24 protein-coding genes are annotated in these 23,370 nt (G+C 58.4%); 15 read left to right on the forward strand and 9 right to left on the reverse strand.

Features of this window, described 5'->3' with window-relative positions; all coding sequences use genetic code 11:
- Window positions 1-92 precede the first annotated feature (92 nt).
- Window positions 93-986 carry a bifunctional DNA-formamidopyrimidine glycosylase/DNA-(apurinic or apyrimidinic site) lyase gene (gene mutM / locus FJU08_RS19010; protein WP_141150631.1) on the forward strand — a complete coding sequence of 298 codons (894 nt, stop codon included), beginning with the start codon at window positions 93-95 and terminating at the stop codon, window positions 984-986.
- A gap of 2 nt (window positions 987-988) precedes the next feature.
- On the opposite strand, the gene FJU08_RS19015 is transcribed toward mutM, so the two are convergent.
- Window positions 989-1,981, reverse strand: a complete 993-nt coding sequence (locus FJU08_RS19015) for a 2-hydroxyacid dehydrogenase (RefSeq protein WP_141150632.1) — start codon at window positions 1,979-1,981, stop codon at window positions 989-991.
- A gap of 375 nt (window positions 1,982-2,356) precedes the next feature.
- On the opposite strand from FJU08_RS19015, the gene rpsT reads away from it, so the two are divergent.
- The 5 genes from rpsT to FJU08_RS19040 all read left to right on the forward strand — a co-directional run bounded on the left by rpsT (window position 2,357) and on the right by FJU08_RS19040 (window position 7,202).
- Window positions 2,357-2,623, forward strand: coding sequence for a 30S ribosomal protein S20 (rpsT, locus tag FJU08_RS19020; RefSeq protein ID WP_141150633.1), 267 nt, complete (start codon window positions 2,357-2,359; stop codon window positions 2,621-2,623).
- A gap of 894 nt (window positions 2,624-3,517) precedes the next feature.
- Window positions 3,518-4,981, forward strand: a complete 1,464-nt coding sequence (dnaA, locus tag FJU08_RS19025) for a chromosomal replication initiator protein DnaA (RefSeq protein WP_235890833.1) — start codon at window positions 3,518-3,520, stop codon at window positions 4,979-4,981.
- Window positions 4,982-5,206: 225 nt separating this feature from the next.
- On the forward strand, window positions 5,207-5,560 hold the full coding sequence (locus FJU08_RS19030) for an arsenate reductase (protein ID WP_141150634.1): 354 nt from the start codon (window positions 5,207-5,209) through the stop codon (window positions 5,558-5,560).
- 1 nt (window position 5,561) lies between these two features.
- Entirely contained in the window at window positions 5,562-6,035 is a 474-nt protein-coding gene (gene ybaK / locus FJU08_RS19035; RefSeq protein WP_141150635.1) for a Cys-tRNA(Pro) deacylase, read from the forward strand.
- Between the two features lie 90 nt (window positions 6,036-6,125).
- Entirely contained in the window at window positions 6,126-7,202 is a 1,077-nt protein-coding gene (locus tag FJU08_RS19040; RefSeq protein WP_141150636.1) for a D-alanine--D-alanine ligase family protein, read from the forward strand.
- Between the two features lie 14 nt (window positions 7,203-7,216).
- On the opposite strand, the gene FJU08_RS19045 is transcribed toward FJU08_RS19040, so the two are convergent.
- On the reverse strand, window positions 7,217-7,984 hold the full coding sequence (locus FJU08_RS19045; protein WP_141150637.1) for a hypothetical protein: 768 nt from the start codon (window positions 7,982-7,984) through the stop codon (window positions 7,217-7,219).
- Between the two features lie 57 nt (window positions 7,985-8,041).
- Between FJU08_RS19045 and FJU08_RS19050 the strand changes: the two genes are divergently transcribed.
- Both FJU08_RS19050 and FJU08_RS19055 read left to right on the forward strand, forming a co-directional pair.
- Entirely contained in the window at window positions 8,042-8,449 is a 408-nt protein-coding gene (locus FJU08_RS19050) for a hypothetical protein (RefSeq protein ID WP_141150638.1), read from the forward strand.
- Between the two features lie 142 nt (window positions 8,450-8,591).
- A complete protein-coding gene (locus FJU08_RS19055) occupies window positions 8,592-9,842 on the forward strand; it encodes an aminopeptidase (RefSeq protein ID WP_141150639.1) in 1,251 nt (416 codons plus the stop codon).
- Window positions 9,843-10,128: 286 nt separating this feature from the next.
- Here FJU08_RS19055 and FJU08_RS19060 read toward each other — a convergent pair whose 3' ends face one another.
- On the reverse strand, window positions 10,129-10,719 hold the full coding sequence (locus FJU08_RS19060) for an NAD(P)H-dependent oxidoreductase (RefSeq protein WP_141150711.1): 591 nt from the start codon (window positions 10,717-10,719) through the stop codon (window positions 10,129-10,131).
- A gap of 180 nt (window positions 10,720-10,899) precedes the next feature.
- Entirely contained in the window at window positions 10,900-12,381 is a 1,482-nt protein-coding gene (gene xseA / locus FJU08_RS19065) for an exodeoxyribonuclease VII large subunit (protein ID WP_141150640.1), read from the reverse strand.
- Window positions 12,382-12,504: 123 nt separating this feature from the next.
- On the opposite strand from xseA, the gene FJU08_RS19070 reads away from it, so the two are divergent.
- From FJU08_RS19070 to FJU08_RS19080, 3 genes are read left to right on the forward strand one after another with little or no spacing between them, the layout of a single operon-like run.
- Window positions 12,505-12,768, forward strand: a complete 264-nt coding sequence (locus FJU08_RS19070; protein ID WP_141150641.1) for a spike base protein, RCAP_Rcc01079 family — start codon at window positions 12,505-12,507, stop codon at window positions 12,766-12,768.
- On the forward strand, window positions 12,768-14,108 hold the full coding sequence (locus FJU08_RS19075) for a phage head spike fiber domain-containing protein (protein WP_141150642.1): 1,341 nt from the start codon (window positions 12,768-12,770) through the stop codon (window positions 14,106-14,108). The genes FJU08_RS19070 and FJU08_RS19075 overlap by 1 nt, the downstream gene beginning before the upstream one ends.
- Complete coding sequence (locus FJU08_RS19080) at window positions 14,098-14,454, forward strand: hypothetical protein (RefSeq protein WP_141150643.1); 357 nt, start codon at window positions 14,098-14,100, stop codon at window positions 14,452-14,454. The genes FJU08_RS19075 and FJU08_RS19080 overlap by 11 nt, the downstream gene beginning before the upstream one ends.
- Before the next feature lie 105 nt (window positions 14,455-14,559).
- On the opposite strand, the gene FJU08_RS19085 is transcribed toward FJU08_RS19080, so the two are convergent.
- Window positions 14,560-15,546, reverse strand: a complete 987-nt coding sequence (locus tag FJU08_RS19085; protein WP_141150644.1) for a Gfo/Idh/MocA family protein — start codon at window positions 15,544-15,546, stop codon at window positions 14,560-14,562.
- Between the two features lie 159 nt (window positions 15,547-15,705).
- Here FJU08_RS19085 and FJU08_RS19090 point away from each other — a divergent pair, with 159 nt between their 5' ends.
- Both FJU08_RS19090 and FJU08_RS19095 read left to right on the forward strand, forming a co-directional pair.
- Window positions 15,706-16,656 carry an aldo/keto reductase gene (locus FJU08_RS19090; protein WP_141150645.1) on the forward strand — a complete coding sequence of 317 codons (951 nt, stop codon included), beginning with the start codon at window positions 15,706-15,708 and terminating at the stop codon, window positions 16,654-16,656.
- Window positions 16,653-17,114 (forward strand): GNAT family N-acetyltransferase, encoded by a 462-nt coding sequence (locus tag FJU08_RS19095; protein WP_141150646.1) that lies wholly within the window; start codon window positions 16,653-16,655, stop codon window positions 17,112-17,114. The genes FJU08_RS19090 and FJU08_RS19095 overlap by 4 nt, the downstream gene beginning before the upstream one ends.
- Window positions 17,115-17,143: 29 nt before the next feature.
- Here the strand turns inward: FJU08_RS19095 and upp are convergent, their stop codons facing one another.
- From upp to FJU08_RS19110, 3 genes are all read right to left on the reverse strand, one after another.
- Window positions 17,144-17,773, reverse strand: coding sequence for a uracil phosphoribosyltransferase (upp, locus tag FJU08_RS19100; protein ID WP_141150647.1), 630 nt, complete (start codon window positions 17,771-17,773; stop codon window positions 17,144-17,146).
- A 114-nt stretch (window positions 17,774-17,887) separates the two neighbouring features.
- On the reverse strand, window positions 17,888-18,850 hold the full coding sequence (locus tag FJU08_RS19105; RefSeq protein ID WP_141150712.1) for an adenosine deaminase: 963 nt from the start codon (window positions 18,848-18,850) through the stop codon (window positions 17,888-17,890).
- A gap of 2 nt (window positions 18,851-18,852) precedes the next feature.
- Entirely contained in the window at window positions 18,853-20,073 is a 1,221-nt protein-coding gene (locus FJU08_RS19110; protein ID WP_141150648.1) for a phosphopentomutase, read from the reverse strand.
- Window positions 20,074-20,257: 184 nt separating this feature from the next.
- Here FJU08_RS19110 and FJU08_RS22850 point away from each other — a divergent pair, with 184 nt between their 5' ends.
- Complete coding sequence (locus FJU08_RS22850; protein WP_181409930.1) at window positions 20,258-20,398, forward strand: hypothetical protein; 141 nt, start codon at window positions 20,258-20,260, stop codon at window positions 20,396-20,398.
- Between the two features lie 9 nt (window positions 20,399-20,407).
- Here the strand turns inward: FJU08_RS22850 and FJU08_RS19115 are convergent, their stop codons facing one another.
- Window positions 20,408-21,652, reverse strand: coding sequence for a Zn-dependent hydrolase (locus FJU08_RS19115; protein ID WP_141150649.1), 1,245 nt, complete (start codon window positions 21,650-21,652; stop codon window positions 20,408-20,410).
- A gap of 143 nt (window positions 21,653-21,795) precedes the next feature.
- Between FJU08_RS19115 and FJU08_RS19120 the strand changes: the two genes are divergently transcribed.
- The gene (locus FJU08_RS19120; RefSeq protein WP_141150650.1) at window positions 21,796-23,355 is read left to right on the forward strand and encodes an ABC transporter substrate-binding protein; all 1,560 of its coding nucleotides are present in this window, start codon (window positions 21,796-21,798) and stop codon (window positions 23,353-23,355) included.
- Window positions 23,356-23,370 lie beyond the last annotated feature (15 nt).

The raw sequence follows: 23,370 nt of genomic DNA on the forward strand, positions 1-23,370 counted from the left end.
TTAGCTATCGCGGCCGCTTTCGGGAAAGGCGGCTTTCGGCCTATAAACCGAAAATAGGACAAACAAAACGTCAAAGACGGATTTTTGAGATCATGCCGGAACTGCCCGAAGTCGAAACCGTGCGCCGCGGCCTGGCGCCAGCCATGGAAAATACCGTGATTGAGCGGCTTGAGCTGAAGCGTGAGGACCTGCGCTTTGCCTTTCCGCAAGGCTTTGCCGCCGTGACGGAAGGCCGCAGGATCGAAAGTCTTGGCCGCCGCGCCAAATATCTGCTGATCGATCTCGATGATGGCATGACCATCATTGCTCATCTCGGCATGTCCGGCTCCTTCCGGATCGAAACCGGCGAAAAAAACGATACACCGGGAGCCTTCGCTTTGCCGCGCGGCAAGGATGAAAAACATGACCACGTCATTTTTCATCTGACGGGTCCCGGCGGGCCCCTCCGCGTCATCTATAATGATCCGCGCCGCTTCGGCTTCATGCTCCTCAGTGCAAGACGTGATCTTGAAACGCTCAGCGCCTTTCGCAATCTCGGGCCTGAGCCGGTGGGCAATGCCCTTGATGCGGCGGCGCTTGCGACCCGCTTTGCAGGCAAGAAACAGCCGCTGAAAACTGCCCTTCTCGATCAGCGCAATATTGCCGGTCTCGGCAATATCTATGTCTGCGAGGCGCTCTGGCACGCCAGGCTCTCGCCCTTCACCCTCGCCGGCAACCTGGTCAGCCCGACGGGAAGGCCGCGCGCATCCCTTGAACGTCTGGTTGAAGCGATCCGCACCGTGATTGCCGAGGCAATCGCAGCCGGTGGGTCGACGCTGCGCGACCACCGTCAGGCCGATGGCACGCTTGGCTATTTTCAGCATAATTTCGCAGTCTATGACCGCACGGGCGAGCCCTGCCGCCATGAAGGCTGCACGGGCACGATCGCCCGCGCCGTTCAGGGCGGACGGTCAACCTTCTACTGCGCCACATGTCAGAAGGGCTGATATCAGCGCCTGATGATCGGATGCAGCGATTTGCCCTCATCCTCAAAGGCGGAGATATTGCCCATCGTCGTACGGGCAATATTGAACAGGGCTTCCTGGGTGAAAAAGCCCTGATGGCCAGTGATCAGCACATTGGGGAAGGTCAGCAGCCGGGCAAAAATATCGTCGCGGATGACGGTTGAGGACAGGTCACGGAAGAACAGATCCTCTTCTTCCTCATAGACATCGAGCGCCAGCGCACCGACCTGGCCCGACTTAAGCCCTTCGATGACAGCCAGCGTGTCGATCACACCGCCACGGCTGGTATTCACCAGCATCTTGCAGCGTTCCATCTTGGCAATCGCCGCCTCATCAATGAAATGGCGAGTCTCCGGCGTCAGCGGGCAGTGAAGCGTGATGATTTCGGAGCGGGCCAGAAGCTCGTCCTTGTCGACATAGCGCGCACCAAGTGCGATCGCCTCGTCATTCGGATAGGGATCAAAAGCCAGAAGATTGCAGCCAAAGCCCGAAAAGGCGCGCATGACATTGCGGCCGATCCCGCCAGTACCGACAACACCGACGGTCTTGCCATGCAGATCGAAACCGAGCAGACCGTTCAGGGCGAAATTACCCTCTCGCACCCGGTTATAGGCGCGGTGAATCTTGCGGTTGAGCGTCATCACCAGCGCCAGCGTATGTTCGGCAATGGCATAGGGCGAATAGGAGGGCACGCGTGCAATTTCGATACCCAGCCGGTCAGCCATGGTCAGATCGACACGATTGAAACCGGCGCAGCGCAGCGCCACAAGCTTGACCCCCTCTTCATGCAGCACCGACAATGTCGATGCGCCGAGATCATCATTGACGAAGGCGCAGACGACCTTTGACCCCGAGGCCAGCTTGGCAGTCGGGGCATGCAGCGCCGCCTCAGTAAAGACCAGGTCATGGCGGCCCTCATTGGCGCTGGTGAGGAATTCCTCATCATAGGGTTTGGCGGAAAAAACGGTAACGCGCATATCATGTCCCCCGCTGCCGGCTGGAACCGGACAGCTATTGCAGGCTGGCATTGGCCGGACGGCCGGATAGCGGGGCGGGACAGACGGTCAGGCTGCGGGAACGCCCCGGATGCAGTAAAGTGTAAATGTCTTTGCAACAAAGACAATGGCACGCGGTGCGCGGCAAATGGCCATGGGCCGCAAACAGCCTTTCCGGCAGTCCACATGTGTGGCAAAACCGTCTTTTACACATTGACTGAGCTGGGTTTTGCCTTTATATGCCCGGCCACAGAGATCGAAAGCCGAGACGGCTTCACAACCATGCGCCATGCGCCGAGGTGCTTTTTTGCAACTTTGGAAGCTGGGGCTTAAGCTGAATTCGAAGAGAGACTTTATATGGCCAATACAACCTCGGCGAAAAAGGCGACGCGCAAAATTGCCCGCCGTACCGCCATCAACAAGTCGCGCCGCTCGCGCGTTCGCGGCTTCATCCGCAAGGTGGAAGAGGCGATCGCCGCTGGCGACATTGAAAATGCAAAGGCTGCGCTGAAGGCTGCCGAGCCGGAACTAGCCCGCGCTGCTTCCAAGGGCGTGCTGCACCGCAACACTGCCTCGCGCAAGGTATCCCGTCTGACGCATCGCGTTGCGACGATGAGCGCCTGAGCCATCAAAAGCTTTGATGAATGAAGACCCGGCCCTGGCCGGGTTTTTTTATGCCTAAAAAGTCGAAAAGACTCACTGTGACATTTTCGTCTCGTCAGCATGTCAGGAAAATGACGAACAAAAATGTTTACTTTCAATCGCATAGCCGAGGAAGCTGCAATTTTGTCAAGTTTGAGGCGCCACCTAACATGATAAATCGCTGTCAAGTCCAAATATTTTTAAGTGGCGACCGCGCCGTCAAAAACGTGTGGATATTTGAATCTAATTGATTCAAAAGCGATTCTTCTGACGGCTATCGTCGCGAGTCAAAATCGGGCGTAAGAGTCAATGCTAACACGACCGGTTCGGCAAAAATTCGCTGTTGAAATTCGCCGCGGTTCTTGCCTAAATGGCCCACACAGACGGCGGGCACACTGCTCTTTCTCTTCACGGAGATGGTAACACAGTTCTTGTGGATTGTGGGTGGCGCGGCCCCGCCGGGGCGGAACGTTAAGTTTCGTTATCCCTACAGTTTCAGGTTGCAGGCCGGGTAAAATACCTATTTTCCCGGGATGTGTATTTTTGTGCCTTTCAGCGAGGTGATAAGGGCGGGAAAACAAGATTTCGGGGACATACGTGAATGGCTGGCAATTACCTTCGATGATGAGGCATCGATGGATTGGTTATGGTTGCCAAGCCCGAGCCTGTGACAACAGGCCAATTCCAAACGAGACCGGCAATAACGGTCCGGACTTATTTTGGCGGCGCTTTCCGGCGGAAACCGCTTGCCAGGGTGATATTTCGAAAGGCGGCAAAAGAATGAAGATGAGAATGGTGGCCTCCCGCGACGAGCACGAGGAGGAGTTGTCCAGTGCACGCAATTTGGATGATGGACAGGCTCACGCGGACACCGACATGAACAGCGGCGACAATGAATTTTTTGAACGTTTTTGCACCTCCCTCAAGGCACAGGTCGGTACCGATGTCTATGCCAGCTGGTTTGGACGCCTGAAGCTGCACAGTGCTTCAAAAAGTGTTCTGCGCTTTTCCGTTCCGACCGCTTTTCTCAAGTCCTGGATCAACAATCACTATATTGATCTGATGACGGAGATCGCCAAGAGTGACCGGCCGCAGCTTCTGAAGGTCGAAGTGCTGGTGCGTTCGGCAACCCGCAGCGTGCGCGCCGTGCGCAAGCCGGAAACGGCGCTGAAGGTGCCGGCCCCGCAGGCGGCACCGGCGCGGCCGGCAACACACCGCACTGTTGCCAATACACCCACATTCTCCGATCCGCAGCCGTCCTCGGCGTCGCGCGGCAATGGTACGGCATCAACTGTGTTCGGCTCGCCGCTCGACCCCTATTTCACCTTCGACAATTTTGTCGAAGGCGGCTCAAACCGTGTGGCACTGGCCGCCGCCCGCACCATTGCCGAATCGAACGGATCCGCCTCGGTTCGTTTCAACCCGCTTTTCATCCATGCCTCTGTTGGGCTCGGCAAGACCCATCTGCTGCAGGCGATTGCCAATGCAGCGCTTGCCTCACCGGCCAAGCCGCGCGTTGTCTATCTGACCGCCGAATATTTCATGTGGAAATTCGCCACCGCCATTCGGGATAATGACGCGCTGACGCTGAAGGACTCGCTGCGCAATATCGATCTTCTGGTGATCGATGACATGCAGTTCCTGCAGGGCAAGACCATCCAGCAGGAATTCTGCCATCTGCTGAACACGCTGCTCGACAGCGCCAAGCAGGTGGTTGTTGCAGCTGACCGCGCATCCTGCGATCTGGAATCGCTCGACCCGCGCGTCCGCTCCCGCCTTACCGGCGGTGTGACGCTGGAAATCGACGCTCCGGACTACGCCATGCGTCTGGAAATGCTGAAGCGCCGGCTGGAACTTGCAAAGATCGAGGATCCGACCATCGAAATCCCCGAAAGCGTGCTTGCCCATGTGGCCGGCAAGGTCACCGCCAGCGGCCGTGAGCTTGAAGGTGCGTTCAACCAGCTTCTGTTCCGCCGCTCCTTCGAGCCTGACCTGTCGCTGGAACGCGTTGATGAACTTCTGGTTCATTTGGTCGGCAGCGGCGAGCCGAAGCGGGTTCGTATCGAGGACATCCAGCGGGTCGTCGCCCGCCATTACAGCGTCACGCGTCAGGAACTGGTCTCGAACCGGCGTACGCGGGTGATCGTCAAGCCGCGCCAAATCGCCATGTTCCTGGCCAAGACCATGACGCCGCGCTCCTTCCCCGAGATCGGCCGCCGCTTTGGCGGACGCGATCACACCACGGTGCTGCATGCCGTGCGCAAGATCGAGGAGCTTCTGGAAAAGGATCAGAAGCTCTCACAGGAAGTCGAGTTGCTGAAGCGCCTGATCAACGAATAAGACAGTCACAATCACTGCCAAGGGGCCCGGTTTCAAATCCGGGCCCTTTTCACATTCGTGACCGGCTGCTAGAGCTTGATCCGGCCGGAGCGAAGTGTGGATCGGCACGTTCATGCGGCAAGACAACTGCCTAGAGCACCGGGCGAAATAGTGGACGCCGGGTTCGCCAAGCCGATGCGCAATGCCGGGTATCTTGCGCCAAATCAGAGCCAAAAAGGATGCATCATGACCACCAAGCTTTACGGCATCAAGAATTGCAGCACGATGAAGAAGGCCTGGACCTGGCTGGATGCACACGCTATCGACTATGATTTCCATGACTACAAGAAGGCCGGGATTGACCGGGCGCATCTTGAAGCCTGGTGTGATACGGCTGGCTGGGAGAAAGTGATCAATCGCGCCGGCATGAGCTTCCGCAAGCTTCCGGATGAGGACAAGCAGGACCTCAGCCGCGACAAGGCGATCGCGCTGATGCTTGCCAATCCTTCGATGATCAAGCGCCCCGTGCTGGAACGTGATGGCGATCTCCTTATCGGCTTCAAGCCGGATATTTATGCTGCGTCCTTCGGGGCTGACTGACATGGCCAAGACAACCCAGGCGACCCGTTTCCTTGACAAGGCCGGCATTTCCTACACTGTCCAGACTTATGATTACGATCCCAACGCCTTCAAGGTTGGCCTGCAGGCGGCTTCAGCAATCGGCGAGCCCGCATCCCGCGTTTTGAAGACGCTGATGGCCGAGGTCGATGGCAAGCCAGTCTGCGCCGTCATCCCTGCCAATGAAGAGGCCTCGATGAAAAAGCTGGCAGCGATCTTCAAGGGCAAGCACGCTCATATGCTCACCCCGCAAGATGCCGAGCGGCTGACCGGCTATCATGTCGGCGGCATCTCGCCCTTCGGGCAGCGCAAACGGGTTCCGGTGGTATTCGAGGAACTGGCGCTCGGCGAAGCCTATGTGGTGATGAATGGCGGCGGACGCGGGTTGCAGGTGAAGCTTCTGCCGGGCGATGCCGTCAAGGCGCTTTCGGCCATCGCGGCAAGCGTGATTGCCTGACATTTCCCGACACGGCCCTTTGCCCCAATATTGCCGGTATTTTGGTACGACCTGTCACATACCTATCCACCCCGGTTCCCGGAGCATGCCGTGACACAGCCCCCTGACAGAATACGCATTGCGATCCTTTTCGGCGGCCGTTCGGCCGAGCATGATGTTTCACTGCTATCGGCCGCCAATGTGGTCAACGCGCTTGATCCGGCGAAATACGAGATTGTACCGGTTTTCATCACCAGGGATGGCCGCTGGCTGCTGGCAGAATTTATAAATGGCACGCTTACAACACCCGTTACGGGAACCGAACTGGCACTCGTTCCCGGCGGCAGAGGCCGGATGATCGCCATGCCGGAGGATGGTGCAGCCCATGCCTTGCCGCCGATCGACATCTTGTTCCCGGTCCTGCACGGACTTCATGGCGAAGATGGTGCTGTGCAGGGATTGGCCGAAGTGGCGCAGGTGGCGCTTGCCGGCTGCTCGATCCTCGGCTCCGCCACCGCGCTCGACAAGTCTGTCGCCAAGCGGCTGTTGCAGGCAGATGACATTCCCGTCGCCCGCGCGCGGATACTCGACAGGGCCTTGGCGATCCCCTTTGCCGAGATTGAAGCCACGCTTGGCCTGCCGGTCTTCGTCAAGCCAGCGCGGCAAGGCTCATCCGTCGGGGTCAGCAAGGTGAGGAACGAGGCCGATTATGCCCGTGCTCTGGAAGAGGGTTTCCTGCATGATGACAGGCTGCTGGCGGAGGAATTCATTGCCGGGCGCGAGATTGAATTCGCCGTTCTGGAAGATCCGGGCGGTGAGTTGATCGTCTCACGGCCGGGCGAGATCGCCCCGGCTGAGGCCCATGGTTTTTACAGTTATGAAGCCAAATATATCGACGAAAATGGCGCCATGCTGAAAGTCCCCGCAGCGTTGCCCGGGCCGCTGGAAGCAGAGATGAAGGCCATGGCGGTCCGCGCCTTCCGGGCACTTGGCTGCGATGCCATGGCGCGGGTTGACTTCTTTTTGATGGAAAACGGGCGCTTCCTCGTCAATGAACTCAACACCATTCCCGGCTTCACCGATATCAGCATGTATGCCAAGGCGATGGCAGCGTCCGGCATTGCCTATCCCACCCTGATTGACCGCCTCGTTGCCCACGGCCTGAACCGCGCGAAGCGAACCGAATAGGTTGGAACACCGCCTCAAAGATCCGTCACCTCTGCGTCCGTCACCCACGGTTTGCAGGCGGGTGATGTCTCGATGACCGATGCCAGATCGCGGTGTTTGAAGGCCTCTTCGACAAAAGCCAGCCGCTCCGCCCCCATCGCCTCGCCCAGGGTCGTAATAAGCGCGGGCGACATCGGCCGCAATTCCTCAAAGGCCACAAAACGTTCCAGGAAATAGCGGATATCAGGGTTGAGACGAACCATATCTTGAAGAAATTCGAGAGCAGTCAGTTCAAATACCGCGTTATAGCTGTTCAATTCTGCATAGGCGGTGAGTTTGGCAAACAGGGCAGCCAGATACCGCTCATCGTCATTTTTCGGGTCAGTCACGGGTTTCCCGCAGAAGAAATTCACAAACGGCCCGTGGCCACGATCAAGGCCGATAATCCCTTGCGCCAGCTGGTTGATGATACACATGGACGTCGTGTTCGCGCCAATGCTTACCACGTAATCGGCCCAAAGACTAAACGCCTGATCTGCCGCAATCGATCTGGAGAAAGCAGGGTAGCGTTGATTGTAGATTTCATAGGCCACCTCGACACGCGCAGGGCAACTTTCCGGCCAGTCCTTCGCGAAGGCATCATCCAGCCGCCTGCTCTCCTCGGCAGATAGATCGGCATCGCCGGGTTGTGGATGCATCATGAAGTTCCAGCCATCCGCGGCCACTGCACTGCCACAGCTAAAACCGCCAAGCCCCAAGACCAAGGCAATCACCACAAGATAACGCATTTCATCCCCGCTCATCCCCCTCCGCTACACGTCAAATACAATCATAGCGCAACCAAAGAAAGGTATCTATCTATGATTGAATTTAAGCAGCAAGGTAATAAATGCAAGATACACCGTGAAGCGCTTAGCCTTTTGAATGCGGAGATCAAAACCCTGGGTGCAAAACTGACCCAGGCATTTGCTGATCGGAATGCCGCGAGCAAAAAGAGAGAATCAGCCACAAACGAACTCAACAGGCTGAAAGCACTTGAGATCGCGAGTATGGCGGCCGGCATTGCTCCAAAGCTCGGTGCTACTGCCAGCTCATTGGCTTTCGGTCTGACTGGACAAATGTGGAGGATCGAAGAAGATCTCAGGAATGCGAAAGGCGATTATATCTCAGCGACCAACATAATTGAACAAACGAAGGCAAACCTTGAGCGGGCAAATGATGAACTCAAAGCGAATGCAGCAAGGTTCAGAGAACTGGGCTGCGACTGACCGCGCCATCTATTCTCGCCCCGACAAAGCGCCAGAGCGGCGCTTTGTCCATTCATGCAGTCGGCCGGGCAGACAAGCGCTTCAATTTTGCACCAAAGCACACTAGATAAGACAGGAACATAGCAAGCAAGAAGGCGCAGCGATGAACGTTCAGACCAACCTTCCCATCGACATGAAGAAACTGGAAAAGCTGGCCGAGGTTTCGGTGAAGGTCGGCCTTGACCTCGCCGAGGGCCAGGACCTGATCATCACCGCGCCGCTGGAAGCCCAGCCGTTGACACGGCTGATTGCAAGGCATGCCTATCGCGCTGGCGCCGGTATCGTTACCACGCTGTTCTCTGACCCAGAAGCGACGCTGGAACGCTTTGAAAACGGTCGCGACGGCAGTTTTGATGCGGCCCCCGCCTGGCTTTACGAGGGCATGGGCAAGGCCTATGCCAATGGCGCAGCCCGCCTGGCCATTGTCGGCGAGGACCCGATGCTGCTGTCCGGCCAGGACCCGGACAAGGTTTCGCGCGCCAACCGCGCCAATTCGCAGGCCTATAAGCCCGCCGGTGAGAAGATCTCCAATTTCGATATCAACTGGAACATCATCTCCTACCCGACGCTTGCCTGGGCCAAACGGGTTTTCCCAGGCGACACCGAGCCGATGGCCGTCGCCAAGCTCGCCAAGGCAATCTTCGCCGCTTCGCGCGTTGCCGAAAGCGACCCGGTTGCCGCATGGGCTGCGCATAATGCCAACCTCGCCGCCCGCTCGGCCTTCCTCAATGGCAAGCGCTTTGCCGCCCTGCATTTCACCGGCCCCGGCACCGACCTGACCGTTGGCCTTGCCGACGAACATGAATGGCATGGCGGTGCGTCGCCCGCCAAGAACGGCATTATCTGCAATCCGAATATCCCGACCGAAGAGGTTTTCACCACCCCGCACCGCCTGCGTGTCGAGGGCCATGTCTCGGCCACCAAGCCGCTGTCACATCAGGGCACGCTGATTGACGAGATCCGCGTCCAGTTCGAAAAGGGCAGGATCGTCCATGCCGCAGCGTCGAAGGGCGGCGATGTGCTGAACCGCGTGCTCGACACCGATGAGGGCGCCCGCCATCTCGGCGAAGTGGCACTGGTGCCGCATTCCTCACCGATTTCGCAAAGCGGCATCCTGTTCTACAACACGCTGTTTGACGAAAACGCCTCCTGCCACATTGCCCTTGGCCAATGCTATTCCAAGTGCTTCCTCAATGGCGCTTCGCTCACCCAGGATGAAATCGCCGCCAAGGGCGGCAATTCATCCTTCATCCATATCGACTGGATGATCGGCTCCGACAAGGTTGACATTGACGGCATTGACGCCAATGGCGATGCCACACCGGTGATGCGCGGCGGCGAATGGGCAGACTGAACCTTCAGCGGCTTTGCAGTTTCGAGGCGGCACTTCGGGGCCGCCTTGAGGCTGCTGACAAACCTCGCCACCTTTTCTGACGTCATGCCTGTGCTGGTCACAGGCATCCAGCCGGCGCGCGTCCGCACGGCGAAAAAACTTTTCTACTCAATGTCTTATGGATATGGATCCCCGTGACGAGCACGGGGATGACGACGGAGGGGGTGGCCATTGCACCCCCGAACAGGCAATCTGAACGACTTTGTCAGCAGTTTCGAGGCGGCACTTCGGGGCCGACTTTTTCGTTTCAGAGAGAGTGCGCCACGCTGCGCACGCGGGCGAGATGGGCCTCGCGCTGTTTCAGGCTCGACTTATCGACGCCATGCATGTTGACCATGCGAAACTTCGGGAAATGCGGACAATAGGAGCGCGTACCGCGCTTGAGCAGGCGTTTTACCGGATGGCCCATATAGAGATTGACCACCCACCAGGGCGAACCGGTGGTGGTGAAGGCATAGACAAATTTGAGATTTTTCAGCGCCGGACGGATCAAGCCGCCTGCTCTATTATGCTCAAAGCCGACACCGGGCGCAAAAACGCGATCGAAAAACCCCTTCATCATCGCCGGCATGTTGAAGCTCCACTGCGGGAACACCAGGATCATGCCATCGGCGGCCCGCAATCTTGCAGCAATGCCAGCCACTCCGGAGAGATCGTAATTCTCATCGTAATAGCCGCGCCGTTCGGCAACGGAAAGGCGCGGATCAAAACCCTCGGCATAGAGATCGAGAAAATCAACGTCATGGCCTTTTTCGGTCAGGCCATTGCGGAGTTCACCGGCGATGGCCGCGTTGAAGCTCTCCGGCAAGGGATGGGAATAAACCAGTAGAATGCGCATCATATATCTTTCCTGTCCGGCAGACAGGAATACGCCTTTTCCAACCGGATCGATGATTGAGAAGGAATGGTCAAGACCTAAAGCATCGGGCGATTGGTCGGCATCGTCCGCTGCTGCAGATACTTTCTTTTGGCACGTCGGGAGATCGAAAAACCGGCAACCACTTTTTCTCCCGGCGCTCTAGAACAGGCTGCCCTGTCCGCTATCATCATCTTTTTTGCGCTTTGCCGCAACGGGCTTTTTAGCCGCAGCCTTCTTCGGTTTTGACGCCGCTGGCAAAGGCGCATCAACCGCTTCGCCTGCGGCCGCTGCCAGCCTGCCATCGGCAAATTCGATCTCCAGCCCGTCGCCGTTACTGATCCCTGCCCGGCGGGTCAATGGTCTGCCATCCGCATTGCGGATGACGGCAAAGCCGCGCTCCAGCACATTGCGGTAGGAAAGCGAATTCAGCACCCTTTCCTGGCTGACAAGGGTGGCACGCCGCGTCTTCATGCCAGCGTTCAGCGCCGTATCGGCCCGCAAACCCAGTACATGAATGCGTTCGCGGGCGTTTTCCACCTTCGTGGCGAGCCGCTGCGGCAGGCCGGCAAGGCCGCTGGCGCGCTGTTCGAAAAGGCGGCGCTTGTTGATCGTATTGAGTTCGAGCGCGCGAGTAAGCCGCATGGCCGCCTCATCGAAACGCCGCCGCGGCAGCGCCAGAAGCTGATCAAGCGACGGCAGGCCGCGCGCAAGGCCGGAAAGGGTCTGGCGGCGGAAATCCATCAACCGGCTGACCGCTGTGGCAAGGCGCGCAGCAAGACGAGCCTGATCGGCAACCAGTTCCGCCTTGACTGGAACCGCCCGCTCGGCAGCTCCTGTGGGCGTCGGTGCACGGTAATCGGCGGCATGGTCGATCAATGTCCAGTCGGTCTCATGCCCGACGGCGGAGATCAGCGGGATCGCGCTGTCGGCTGCCGCCCGCACCACCGCCTCGTCATTAAAGCCCCAGAGATCTTCCAGCGACCCGCCTCCCCGCGCAACAATCAGCACATCCGGCCGCGCGATCGGTCCGCCCGGGGCAATGGCATTAAAGCCAGATATGGCAGCGGCCACCTGATCGCCCGAACCTTCCCCCTGAACCTTGACCGGCCAGACGACGACATGAACAGGGAAGCGGTCCGAAATGCGGTGCAGAATATCGCGGATAACCGCACCGGTTGGCGACGTGATCACACCGATGACCTTTGGCATGAAGGGCAGCGGACGTTTTTTCGCCGCATCAAACAGCCCTTCGGCCGCCAGTTTCTTGCGCCGCTCCTCCAGAAGCGCCATCAGCGCTCCGGCGCCTGCCGGCTCGAGTGCTTCAACCACCAGTTGATATTTTGATGCACCGGGAAAGGTCGTCACCTTTCCGGTCACGATGACTTCCATCCCTTCTTCGGGCTTGATCGCAAGGCCAGAAAATGTACCGCGCCAGATCACGGTATCGATCCGTGAGCGCTCATCCTTCAGCGAAAAATAGGCATGACCCGAGGAGTGCGGACCGCGATAACCGGAAATCTCGCCCCTGAGTCGAATACGATCAAAGCGATCCTCAACCGTCCGCTTTATGGCGCCGGACAGTTCGGAAACGGTGAATTCCGGCAGGTTTGTCGCCGAATCGGTATCAAAGAGTGACTGCATTTTTACAGCCTAGCCGATCCACAGCTGGTATGCAGCCCCGCAAAATCTCATCCCCCTTTATCCCCGCCTCCTGAAATTCGCCGATGATATCCATGGTTGCACATTCACAGAACGGAGACCCTGATGACCGACAGATTTGCCACCAGAGACTTTTCACTGACCAGCCCGGCCTATGACGGCTTTGCCATCACGCCCAGCGACAGCACAGGCCTGAGCGAAACCACGCGTGCGCTTTACATCGGCGGTGGTGGCGATGTGACGCTGATCATGGCATCCGGCAATAATCTGACCTTTACAGGCCTCAATGCCGGAACCATCCTGCCAGTCCGTGTCAAACAGGTTCTGGCAACCGGTACAACCGCCACGACGATCCTCGGGCTTGTCTGATGCTGGGGGCCGCTCTCTCACTCACCGCCACCCAGGCTGTCACGCCTTTCTGGCTGAAGGCGGCTTTAAAGGCTGAAGCGATCACCAGCCTCATCGTTTCAGGACCGGCCGCCATGCTGGATTTCAAGGCAAAGCGTTATGCACAGCCCCCACTGACGACCGCAGCCATCGAAAGCGCTACCGACAGCGAGCTGCAGATCCTCACCGCCATGGCGCTTGCAGACGTCATGACGTTCACCCGCGCGGGCAATGCGACCTATGTCGACCCGGCTGATGGTCTGATCAAAACCGCGACAGCCGACATACCACGATTTGAGGCCGACGGACTTCTGCTCGAAGGTCCGTCCACCAACTTTGCGACAACCTCCAGCCATACAGCCGCTACACCATGGAATAACCTGACGAGTAATGGGCTCACGGTTGCCGTTGTTGCAACCGGCATGCTCGGTGATGTTCCCTATGCGGATTTTTCAATCACCGGCACAATGACCGCGGCATCGGCAGCACTGTTCGTGCAGCCCACATCGACAATCACAGCTGCGGCAACCGGCCAGACATGGATTGCCTCTCTCTATCACCAGTTGATCAGCGGGACCTGGCCGGCCAGCTCAACTGGCCTGACAACCGAGGTATATGAACTTGATGCATCCTCCGGGTATCTTGTAGGGTCGGGGACATTCCAGCAGCCCACAACGACGCTTGCGCGCAGATCATCCGCCAGAACATTGAGCAATGTCTCCACGGCCAATGTTCGGACAGGTATTGTGATCAGCGGCACATCTGGAACGACGTCCTTTTCCGGGCAAGTCGTCAGGCTTTTCGGCCTGCAGCTTGAACAGGACAGTGTCCCAAGCTCGCTGATTCAGACGACAGGTTCAGCCGTGACACGGACCGCAGACAATGCACGACTTTCGGATCAGATCGCCGCGATCCTCCGGCGCAATGCCGTAAGCCTTGTACTGCAGGGCAAGGATCTGCGTGGATCCATCAGCCGTGTTATCGGCGGTGCAAATAGCGAGCGACTGCTTGGCTTCGGCGCAAATGACTCGGTGCTTGGGGCAGGTGCTTCCAACTATCAATCATTTGCCTCTGGCCTTGTAACGCCGTTGCCGGACTTTGGTATCGGTCTGGGTTTCGACGCGTCAGGCCGCTCGGCCAGCTACAATGGTGCAGCTGTCACCACATCTGCCACGCCAATCGACACAAACTGCTCTGAGATCTATCTCGGTCGCAGCGCGAACGGACAGTTCGCCAATGGGCACATGAAATGCCTGACGCTCTGGCCTTTCCGAATGACGGATACATCCCTCCAGACAAAGGCTGTCGCTTATGACGCATGATCTCTACCTGCAATTCGATAACAAAGCGGACGCTGTTGCAGCGCTTTCCAGTGCCAGTATCGAAAAGGTTGAAAATGGCTTCGGGGAAATGGCCCTCCCGGTTGACGGGAAACTCGCTGACGGCTGCGGTTTTGCCCTTTCGATCTGCGGCAATGGTACGGGCACGCTCTATGCTTTGACAGGTCAGACCATTCAGGTTCTCGATGAGACAGGGACAATGGTTGATCTGGCAGAGCGGGCGGCTATCGCCGGTTACCATATCAATATGCGGTTCGAAGGTGTCGTGCCAGCGAGCCTCGAAACATTCGATGTCGCACCAGAAACCCCATCCGAGCGCTTTGCCTGACATTTACTGTCATCGATACCTTAAAGGTGAACACGACAGATTGGCAAAGGGCGGGCATAGAAAGACCGGCCCTTTGCTGTGAGTGGTGACGGCTTCAACCGCCGCTCAGACCATTTCCCAGTTACCGCTTTCACCGGCACGATAGACAGCGTCGATGAAGGCCTGGTTTTTCACGGAATCCTCGAGTGTAAAGATTTGCGACGCGTTACCGGATACAGCCCGCGCGAAAGCCTCCACCTGCAGCTTGTACTGGCGTGTGTCCTGAAAACGGAAGATCTGCGTTTCACCATGCGACTGGTTTGAAAGGTGCACAGCTTCCTCCCCCCAGCGGTTGGCATTGAAGGGAGCAACGACCTCGATTAACCCTTCGGTACCGTGAAAAGCCATGATCTGCCGACCAGCCATCTGGGTCGAGATATAGAAGGAAAGTTCGAACCCTTCAAAGTCTGCACGCACCGAAGCATAGATATCGGTACCGAATTCGGGATCGAAGCGCACCGTTGCCGAAACGCGTTCCGGCTCCTTGCCGGTGGCAAAGCGGGTGGTCACGGTCGGATAAACGCCGATATCCGGCAGACCGCCGCCGCCCAGCTCCGGCTTGTTGCGCATGTTCTGCGCATCACGCAGAAAGTAGGAAAAGGCGCCCTGCACTTGCTTCAACTCGCCGATTGCGCCACCGGCAATCAGGTCACGCACCTTGGCCCAGACCGGTGAATAGGTGACCATGAAGGCTTCGCTGATGACAACGCCGTTGCGATCGCGGGCGGCAATCACAGGCGCGATATCGTCTGCGGCAAGGGCCAGCGGCTTTTCCACCAGCACATGCTTGCCGGCATCGGCTGCCTTGATCGCCCATTCCACATGCTGTGCGGTCGGCAGCGGAATATAGACGGCATCGATCGCATCGCTTGCCAGCATGGCCTCATAGGAGCCGAAGGCATGTGGCGCGCCAAACCGGTCAGCCATGGCGCGCGCACGGGCGGCGTCGCGGCTTGCCACTGCAGCCACGACAGCATTTTCCGCATCGGTGATTGCAGGCACGACCAGTTCGCGGCCGATCTTGGCCGTCGACATAATTCCAAAACGCAGCATCGGGGTGTCCTCACCATTTCATTTGTGCCCGAGCATAAAAAGCCGTCACCCCAAGGGCAAGCCACAATTCCGCTCTGTCCCTTCATTGCCATGAAGCAGATCACGGCATAGGCTTTGCCCATCGGGCATCCGGCGATGCTAAGTGAAGGGAGGCAGACCATGCATTTTCGCAACCTTGGGGCAACAGGGCTTTCAATCGCACCTGTTGTGTTTGGCGGCAATGTTTTCGGCTGGACCGCCGATGAGCCAACCTCGTTCGACCTTCTCGACCGCTTCACCGCAGCAGGCTTCAACGCCATCGACACTGCCGATGTCTATTCCGCCTGGGTTCCCGGTCACCAAGGTGGCGAATCCGAGACCATTATCGGCCGCTGGCTGAAACAGTCGGCGACCCGCCGTGAGGATGTCATCATCATCACCAAGGTCGGCTCCCCCATGGGTGAAAACCGCAAGGGGCTCGGCGAAACATGGATCATGCAAGCTGTGGAGGCTTCACTCAAACGGCTTCAGACGGACCATATCGATCTCTACCTGGCGCATTGGCCCGATGCCGATGTGGCCCATGCGGAAACCCTCTCCGCCTTTGCGCGGTTGCGTGACCAGGGCAAGATCCGCGCTTTCGGCTGTTCGAACTATGATGCAGCCCAGCTGCGCGCCGCCATTGAAGCGGCAAGACAGGCTGGCCTTCCATCCTATGGTGTGCTGCAACCGGAATATAACCTGCTGACGCGGGACAAATATGAAGGCGCTCTGGCCGAAATCTGTGTGGAGGAGGATATCGGTGTCATTCCCTATTACAGCCTCGCCGCCGGACTTCTGACCGGCAAATACCGGTCAAAGGCGGACTTCGCCGAAGTTGCAAGATCGGCAACGCTTGAGCGCTTCTGGGACGAACGCGCCGAACGCGTTGTGGCAGCCCTTATCCGGATTGCTGACGAGCTTGGCGAAAAACCTGCCACCATCGCCCTTGCCTGGCTGATGACCCGCCGGGGCATTACCGCGCCGATCGCAAGTGCGACCCGGTCAGAACAGCTGGAGCGTCTGCTGCGCGCGCCGGACGTCACGCTTTCGGACGAAGCCCTGACCGCATTGCAGGAGGCAGGCGCATGAGCAATTCCGTCACCATTCGCGACATCTGCCCGGCCGATCACGCAGCCTGGCTTCATCTGTGGCAGGGCTATCTGACCTTTTATAAGGTCACCCTGCCGCAAAGCGTGACAGATATGACCTGGTCGCGGATCATTGATCCGGTCAGCACCGTCTTCACCCGCGTTGCCACAATTGACGGAGCCGTGATTGGCTTTGCTACCTGCATTATCCATCCGCGTACATGGGCGGTGGAGCCGGCATGCTATCTGGAAGATCTCTATGTTGATGAGACACGGCGCGGCATCGGCGCCGGGCGGGCGCTGATCGACGATCTGCTGGCGATGGGACGGCGCGACAGGTGGACCTGTCTCTACTGGCATACCAATGCCGACAATGCGACGGCACGCCGGCTCTACGACCACTTCGCGCCCGCCGATGGCTTCGTGCGTTACCGCCTGGCGATCACCGCGCCACAATAGGCGCCGGATAACCGGCGCCTTCCATCACCTTACTTGGTACCGTACATGCGGTCGCCAGCATCACCGAGACCGGGCACGATATAGCCCTTCTCGTTCAGATGGCTGTCGATCGCAGCCGTGAAGATCGGCACGTCGGGGTGGGTTTTGTGGAAATGCTTGATGCCTTCGGGTGCAGCCAGCAGGCAGAGGAAACGGAGATTGGTCACGCCGCGTTCCTTCAGCCGGTCAATGGCAGCAATCGAGGAATTGCCCGTTGCCAGCATCGGATCGACGACGATAACCAGGCGCTCGGCAATATCTTCCGGGGCCTTGAAGAAATATTCGATCGCCTCCAGCGTATCGTGATCGCGGTAGACGCCAATATGGGAGACGCGGGCCGAGGGCACGAGATCGAGCATGCCTTCCAGCAGACCGTTGCCAGCTCTCAGGATCGAGGCGAAGACGAGCTTCTTGCCTTCGAGAATCGGCGCTTCCATCGGCATCAAAGGTGTTTCGATGGTTTCCATCGTCAATTCGAGATCCCGCGTGACCTCATAGCAAAGAAGGGTGGAAATCTCGCGCAGCAACCGGCGGAAGCCCGCCGTTGAGGTTTCCTTCTGACGCATGATCGTCAGCTTGTGTTGCACCAGGGGGTGGTTGATTACCGTTACGCCATCCATGGTCTTCATCCCGCTCTTACCGATAAAAATTCTTATCCGCTTTTGCGCCAAAAGCGGCCCTACGGCAAGCATAAGGCCGTCAATGCACGGTTTTGAACAGGAAACTCTACCTTCTCAGGCCGGTAGACGGGCCAACAGGACACTCCGCGTTGCATCATCGACAAAACCCGCCTCAATGGCTGTGCGCGTCATCCGGGCGATTTCATCGACCGAGAACCCCATTTCAGTCTCGGCGCGCTGATATTCGAGCGAAAGCGAGGTATGGAAGAATGGCGGATCATCCGACGACAGGGTGACCTTCACGCCAGCATCAAAAAGCCTGCGCAGCGGATGCGCCGTGAAACTCGGATAGACACTGAGCGCAATGTTGGAGCCGGGGCAAACCTCAAGAACCACACCTTCATCGGCCAGGCGCTTGACCAGTGACGCATCCTCTATCGCACGCACGCCATGGCCGATCCGGTCTGGGCGCAGGCAATCGAGCGCCTCGCGCACCGAAAACGCCCCCTCCAGTTCGCCGGCATGAACGGTGAGCTTCAACCCGGCATCGCGGGCGATATCGTAGGCACGGGTAAAATCGGCCATGCGGTGCATGCGCTCATCACCGGCAATGTTGAAACCGGTCAGCAGCTTGCCCTGATAGGCACTGGCATAAAGTGCGGCACCTTCCACCTGCTCCGGCCCCATATGCCGCTCGCCAATCATCACCATACGGCATTCGATACCTGTCTTGTCGCGGGCGCGCTCAATGCCTTCAACGACGGCGCGCATATAGCCATCACGTGAAAGCCCGGCCGAGAGCCCCTGCTCTGGCGAAACGAAAAGCTCGGAATAGATCGTACCGGCTTCCGCCAGTTCGGTGAGATAATCCTCTGCCAGCGCAGCGAAATCATCCTCCGAGCGGAACACGCTGGCAATAGCGGCATAGGCTGCGACGAAACTGGTGAAATCATGCCACTGATAGACGCCGTCTTTCAGATAGGCGCCGAGATCGACGCCGTATTTGTCTGCCAGACGTGCGGCGAGTGCGGGCGGCGCTGCCCCTTCGATGTGACAATGAAGCTCTGCTTTCGGCATGATCATAGGAAAGATGTCCCGTGTTTTCCGCGTTTGAGACCAAGATGGAGCGCTATAGTCTCGCCAATATCGGCATAGCTGCGGCGCACGCCGGATGATCCTGCGGTAATTCCGGGGCCAAACAGCAGAACCGGCACGCGTTCACGGGTATGGTCGCTGCCGCGCCAGGTCGGATCACAGCCGTGATCAGCCGTCAGGATAACGATATCGCCTGGCTTCATCTTCTGGATGATCTCGCCAATGCGCCCGTCGAACGCCTCAAGGGCTGCGGCATAACCCGGCACATCGCGGCGATGGCCGAATTTCATGTCGAAATCGACCAGATTGGTGAAAACCAGATCGCCATCGCCCGCGCGATCCATAGCGCCAAGACTTGCATCCACCAGCGCCGCATTGCCATCGGCCTTGAGGCTCTGCGTCACGCCCTTGGCGGCGAAGATATCGGAGATCTTGCCAACGCCGATCACCTGCCGTCCGGCGGCCTTCAACCGGTCCAGCAGGGTTTCCTCCGGCGGCTCAACCGAAAAATCGCGGCGGTTGCCGGTGCGCTCGAAATTTCCCGGCGCCGTGCCGATGAAGGGCCGCGCGATGACCCGGCCGATATTCAGCTCATAAGTCGCCTCGCGCACGATCCGGCAAAGTTCGAGCAGCTGACTGAGACCGAAATAATGCTCATGCGCGGCGATCTGAAATACGCTGTCGGCAGAGGTGTAGAAGATCGGCTTGCCGGTGCGGATATGCTCCTCGCCAAAGGCGGCGATGATCTCGGTTCCGGAGGCGTGGCAATTGCCAAGACTGCCGGAAAGCCCGGCCGCCTCATAAATGCGCTGCAACAGCCATTCGGGAAAACAGTCGTCCTGATCGGGAAAATATCCCCAGTCGAACATCACCGGCGTGCCGGCGATCTCCCAATGGCCGGAGGGTGTGTCCTTGCCGCGCGAAACCTCGCTTGCAGCGGCATAGCGGCCGAGCACCCGCTCAGGGCGGGTAACGCCTGCGGGATAAAGGCCGGTGGCAAGCCGTGCCGCCTCATAAAGGCCCAGCATCGCCATATTGGGCAGATCAAGCGGCCCTTCGCGCAACCCTTGCCGGTCACCAAGTCCGGCCGCGCAGAACTCGGCGATATGGCCCAGCGTGTCGGCGCCGTTATCACCATAGTCCCGCGCATCCGGGGCACCACCAATGCCGAAGGAATCGAGAACGTAAAGAAAGGCCCGTGCCATCGCGATCCGCCTCCTGAAGACTTTTCTGCGCCTGAAGAGCGGCATGTTTAGCGCGCCAGCCGGGCCTTGGCAAACCTTGCCGTGAGGCGAACAGCCTTCATGTTTTGCTAACCATGTCCCTTAACGCGACTGAAGGGCTGTCTGAACGAAACTGTGGACAGTTAAGATTATCGGAAAAAAAGTAATGCGTGACCACTCCGACCTTGCAGACGACGTTATGGATTCCGGCAGGCTCGGCGATCTTGCCGTGCTTGCCGCCGCCATTCTTGCCGCCACGCTGACGGTGGCGACAGCCTGTATCAGCCTGATCAGCCTTTTCCCGTAACCGCATCCATCAGGCCACCGATGAAAGCCGCATCAGCGCCGACAGCATCAGCTCGGCGCCCTTTTCGATATCGGCCCATTCGGAATGTTCCTCCGGTGCATGGGAAATGCCGTTGCGGCTCGGCACGAAAATCATGGCCGAGGGGCAAAGCGCCATCATCGTCTGCGCGTCATGGCCGGCACCGGAAATCATCGATTTGGCCGGCAGTTTCAGCCGTGCAGCCTCTTCTGTCAGCAGACCGACAAGCTTGCGGTCGAAGGAGACGGGCGGAATAAAACTCCGCTCTTCAATCTGATAGGTTAGGCCATGCGCCCCGGCCACAGCCGCCGTCACATGCGCAAACAGCGTCTGCAAACCGCGCATGACGTCTTCCGACCGGTCACGGATAATAACGGAAAACAGCGCTTCCCCCGGAATCGTATGCGTATGATTTGGCCACAGCTCCACCTTTCCAATGGTGATCCGGGCAATATCCGAGCGTGACCGCTCGATCATCGCCGGGATCTGCGTCGCAATCTCTGCAAGACCGGCGAACGCATCGGCGCGCATGTCCATTGGCGTGGTTCCCGAGTGATTGGCCGTACCCGTCAGACGTACAGACAGGCTGAGGATCCCCGTCGCCCCCGTCGGCAGACCAATCGGCAGCTTTTCCTGTTCCAGCACCGGCCCCTGCTCGATATGCAGTTCCAGAAACGCCTTCACATCGCCGCGCCTGCGCGCCGCCCCCATCAAGGCGCCTGCATCGAGCCCCTGAGCGCGCATGGCATCGCTCAGCAAAAGACCATCGGCATCGGCCGCATGTTCCAGCCATTCCGCCGTCAGGCGACCGGCGATGGTCTGGGAGCCGAGCATTCCGCCGAAACGTCCCTCCTCTTCCGAGGTCGCCACGACCTCGATCGGCACGCGCGGGGAAAAGCCGGCATCTTTCATCGCCCGCACACATTCCAGCGCAACGGCGACGCCGAGCGCACCATCAAAGGCACCGCCATCAACAACCGTATCCAGATGAGAGCCGGCCATGACTGAAGGACCTTCGGCGGCACCAAACCGGCCGAAAAGCGAATTGGCAGCATCGCGCGAGACAGCAAGGCCGTCCGCCTCCATGATCGCGGCAAAGCGATCGCGAACCGCCATATCGGCATCACAGAAGCCGATTCGATTGAAGCCGCCGGTTTCCGGGGAGAACCCGAACGTATTGATTTCAGATAATAATTCCTGAAGCCGTCGCAGGTTGATTCTTGGTTCATCTGGCATGTCGCATTCACTCCCTGACCGTCCATTGCAGCGTTCTTTTATATGGATGGAACCATACTCTCATAAATTTATTATAATAATTATCTTGAACATGACGAAATTTTCATGATTAATTATGAAAAATCCAACAGAGGAGAACTGACATGAAGCGCCTCATCGCTGCGGCCCTTGCCGCTGCGTCACTCATGTTTGCTGTGCCGGCCATGGCCCAGACGCCGCCCAATGTTCTGGTTGTCGGCCAGATTGCCGAGCCGAAATCACTCGACCCCGCCGTTGATACAGCGGTCAACGATTTCCGCATCCTCACGAATATCTATGACGGTCTGGTGCGCTACAAGGATGGCACGCTGGAAGTGGAACCCTCGCTTGCCACAGGCTGGGATATCTCCGATGACGGCACCGTCTACACCTTCCACCTGCGCGACGGTGTGACATTCCACGATGGATCGCCCTTCAATGCCGAGGCGGTGAAGTTCAACTTCGACCGCATGCTGGATGAGAACAGCCCCTATCACGACACCGGCCCCTTTCCGCTGTCCTTCAATTTCTCATCGGTCAAAAGCATCGATGTCGTTGATGATCTGACGGTCAAGTTCACGCTGTCGGAACCCTATGCGCCCTTCCTGTCGAATCTTGCCTATCCGACCGGCCTGATCGTCTCGCCGGAAGCGGTGAAGCAATATGGCAAGGATTACGGACGCCACCCCTCCGGCACCGGCGCCTTCAAGTTTGAGGAATGGGATCCAAACGCCAAGGTCGTTGTTTCGCGCAATGATGATTACTGGGATGGCGCACCGCCGCTTCAGGCCGTTGTCTTCCGCCCGATCACCGATGCCAATACCCGCGTTGCCGAGATGATGTCGGGCGGGCTCGACGTGATGGTCGAGGTGCCGCCGGACAGTGTCCAGCAATTCGCGAGCGATGCCAATTACACCGTCTACGAGCAGTCCGGCCCGCATGTCTGGTTCCTGATCCTCAACATGAAGGATGGCGTTTTCGCCGACAAGAAGATCCGTCAGGCCGTCAATTACGCGGTCAACAAGCAGGCCATCGCCGACAATATCCTGCAGGGGACAGCAAGTGTCGCCGCCGGCCCGATCGCACCGGCCTTCGGCTGGGCCTATGACAAGAATCTCGACCCCTATCCCTATGATCCGGAAAAGGCCAAGGAACTGCTGAAGGAAGCCGGCTATGACGGTAAGGAACTGACCTTCTACGTCACCGAGGGCGGTTCTGGCATGCTGGAACCGCAGGCCATGGCCACCCAGATCCAGGCTGATCTCGAAGCGGTCGGCATGCCGGTCAAGATCGAGACCTATGAGTGGAACACCTTCCTCGGCAAGGTCAATCCCGGCCTGGAGGGCAAGGCGGACATGGCCGAAATGGCCTGGATGACCAATGACCCTGACACGCTGCCCTTCCTGACGCTCAGGACCGAAGCCTTCCCCGACAAGGGCGGTTTCAACTCCGGCTACTACTCCAACCCGGAGGTCGACAAGCTGCTGGAAGAAGCCCGCACCGCCACCGATCAGGACAAGCGCGCCGCGCTCTATGTCAAGATGCAGGACATTGTTCACGACGACGCACCTTGGCTCTTCGTTGCGAACTGGAAGCAGAATGCGGTGACCAAGGCTTCGGTTGAAGACTTCAAGCTGCAGCCCTCCTTCCTTCTGGAGCTGCAGAAGGTTTCCAAGCCGAACTGATCCGCCAGATCCGAA

Origin of the sequence: Martelella alba (assembly GCF_006516955.1) — a bacterium.
Lineage (GTDB): Bacteria > Pseudomonadota > Alphaproteobacteria > Rhizobiales > Rhizobiaceae > Martelella > Martelella alba.

Coding starts and splice junctions, on each gene's coding strand:
- mutM (WP_141150631.1), top strand. CDS start 93: ATGCCGGAACTGCCCGAAGTCGAAACCGTGCGCCGCGGCCTGGCGCCA.
- FJU08_RS19015 (WP_141150632.1), bottom strand. CDS start 1,981: ATGCGCGTTACCGTTTTTTCCGCCAAACCCTATGATGAGGAATTCCTC.
- rpsT (WP_141150633.1), top strand. CDS start 2,357: ATGGCCAATACAACCTCGGCGAAAAAGGCGACGCGCAAAATTGCCCGC.
- dnaA (WP_235890833.1), top strand. CDS start 3,518: ATGAACAGCGGCGACAATGAATTTTTTGAACGTTTTTGCACCTCCCTC.
- FJU08_RS19030 (WP_141150634.1), top strand. CDS start 5,207: ATGACCACCAAGCTTTACGGCATCAAGAATTGCAGCACGATGAAGAAG.
- ybaK (WP_141150635.1), top strand. CDS start 5,562: ATGGCCAAGACAACCCAGGCGACCCGTTTCCTTGACAAGGCCGGCATT.
- FJU08_RS19045 (WP_141150637.1), bottom strand. CDS start 7,984: ATGAGCGGGGATGAAATGCGTTATCTTGTGGTGATTGCCTTGGTCTTG.
- FJU08_RS19050 (WP_141150638.1), top strand. CDS start 8,042: ATGATTGAATTTAAGCAGCAAGGTAATAAATGCAAGATACACCGTGAA.
- FJU08_RS19055 (WP_141150639.1), top strand. CDS start 8,592: ATGAACGTTCAGACCAACCTTCCCATCGACATGAAGAAACTGGAAAAG.
- FJU08_RS19060 (WP_141150711.1), bottom strand. CDS start 10,719: ATGCGCATTCTACTGGTTTATTCCCATCCCTTGCCGGAGAGCTTCAAC.
- xseA (WP_141150640.1), bottom strand. CDS start 12,381: ATGCAGTCACTCTTTGATACCGATTCGGCGACAAACCTGCCGGAATTC.
- FJU08_RS19070 (WP_141150641.1), top strand. CDS start 12,505: ATGACCGACAGATTTGCCACCAGAGACTTTTCACTGACCAGCCCGGCC.
- FJU08_RS19075 (WP_141150642.1), top strand. CDS start 12,768: ATGCTGGGGGCCGCTCTCTCACTCACCGCCACCCAGGCTGTCACGCCT.
- FJU08_RS19080 (WP_141150643.1), top strand. CDS start 14,098: ATGACGCATGATCTCTACCTGCAATTCGATAACAAAGCGGACGCTGTT.
- FJU08_RS19085 (WP_141150644.1), bottom strand. CDS start 15,546: ATGCTGCGTTTTGGAATTATGTCGACGGCCAAGATCGGCCGCGAACTG.
- FJU08_RS19090 (WP_141150645.1), top strand. CDS start 15,706: ATGCATTTTCGCAACCTTGGGGCAACAGGGCTTTCAATCGCACCTGTT.
- FJU08_RS19095 (WP_141150646.1), top strand. CDS start 16,653: ATGAGCAATTCCGTCACCATTCGCGACATCTGCCCGGCCGATCACGCA.
- upp (WP_141150647.1), bottom strand. CDS start 17,773: ATGGATGGCGTAACGGTAATCAACCACCCCCTGGTGCAACACAAGCTG.
- FJU08_RS19105 (WP_141150712.1), bottom strand. CDS start 18,850: ATGCCGAAAGCAGAGCTTCATTGTCACATCGAAGGGGCAGCGCCGCCC.
- FJU08_RS19110 (WP_141150648.1), bottom strand. CDS start 20,073: ATGGCACGGGCCTTTCTTTACGTTCTCGATTCCTTCGGCATTGGTGGT.
- FJU08_RS22850 (WP_181409930.1), top strand. CDS start 20,258: ATGCGTGACCACTCCGACCTTGCAGACGACGTTATGGATTCCGGCAGG.
- FJU08_RS19115 (WP_141150649.1), bottom strand. CDS start 21,652: ATGCCAGATGAACCAAGAATCAACCTGCGACGGCTTCAGGAATTATTA.
- FJU08_RS19120 (WP_141150650.1), top strand. CDS start 21,796: ATGAAGCGCCTCATCGCTGCGGCCCTTGCCGCTGCGTCACTCATGTTT.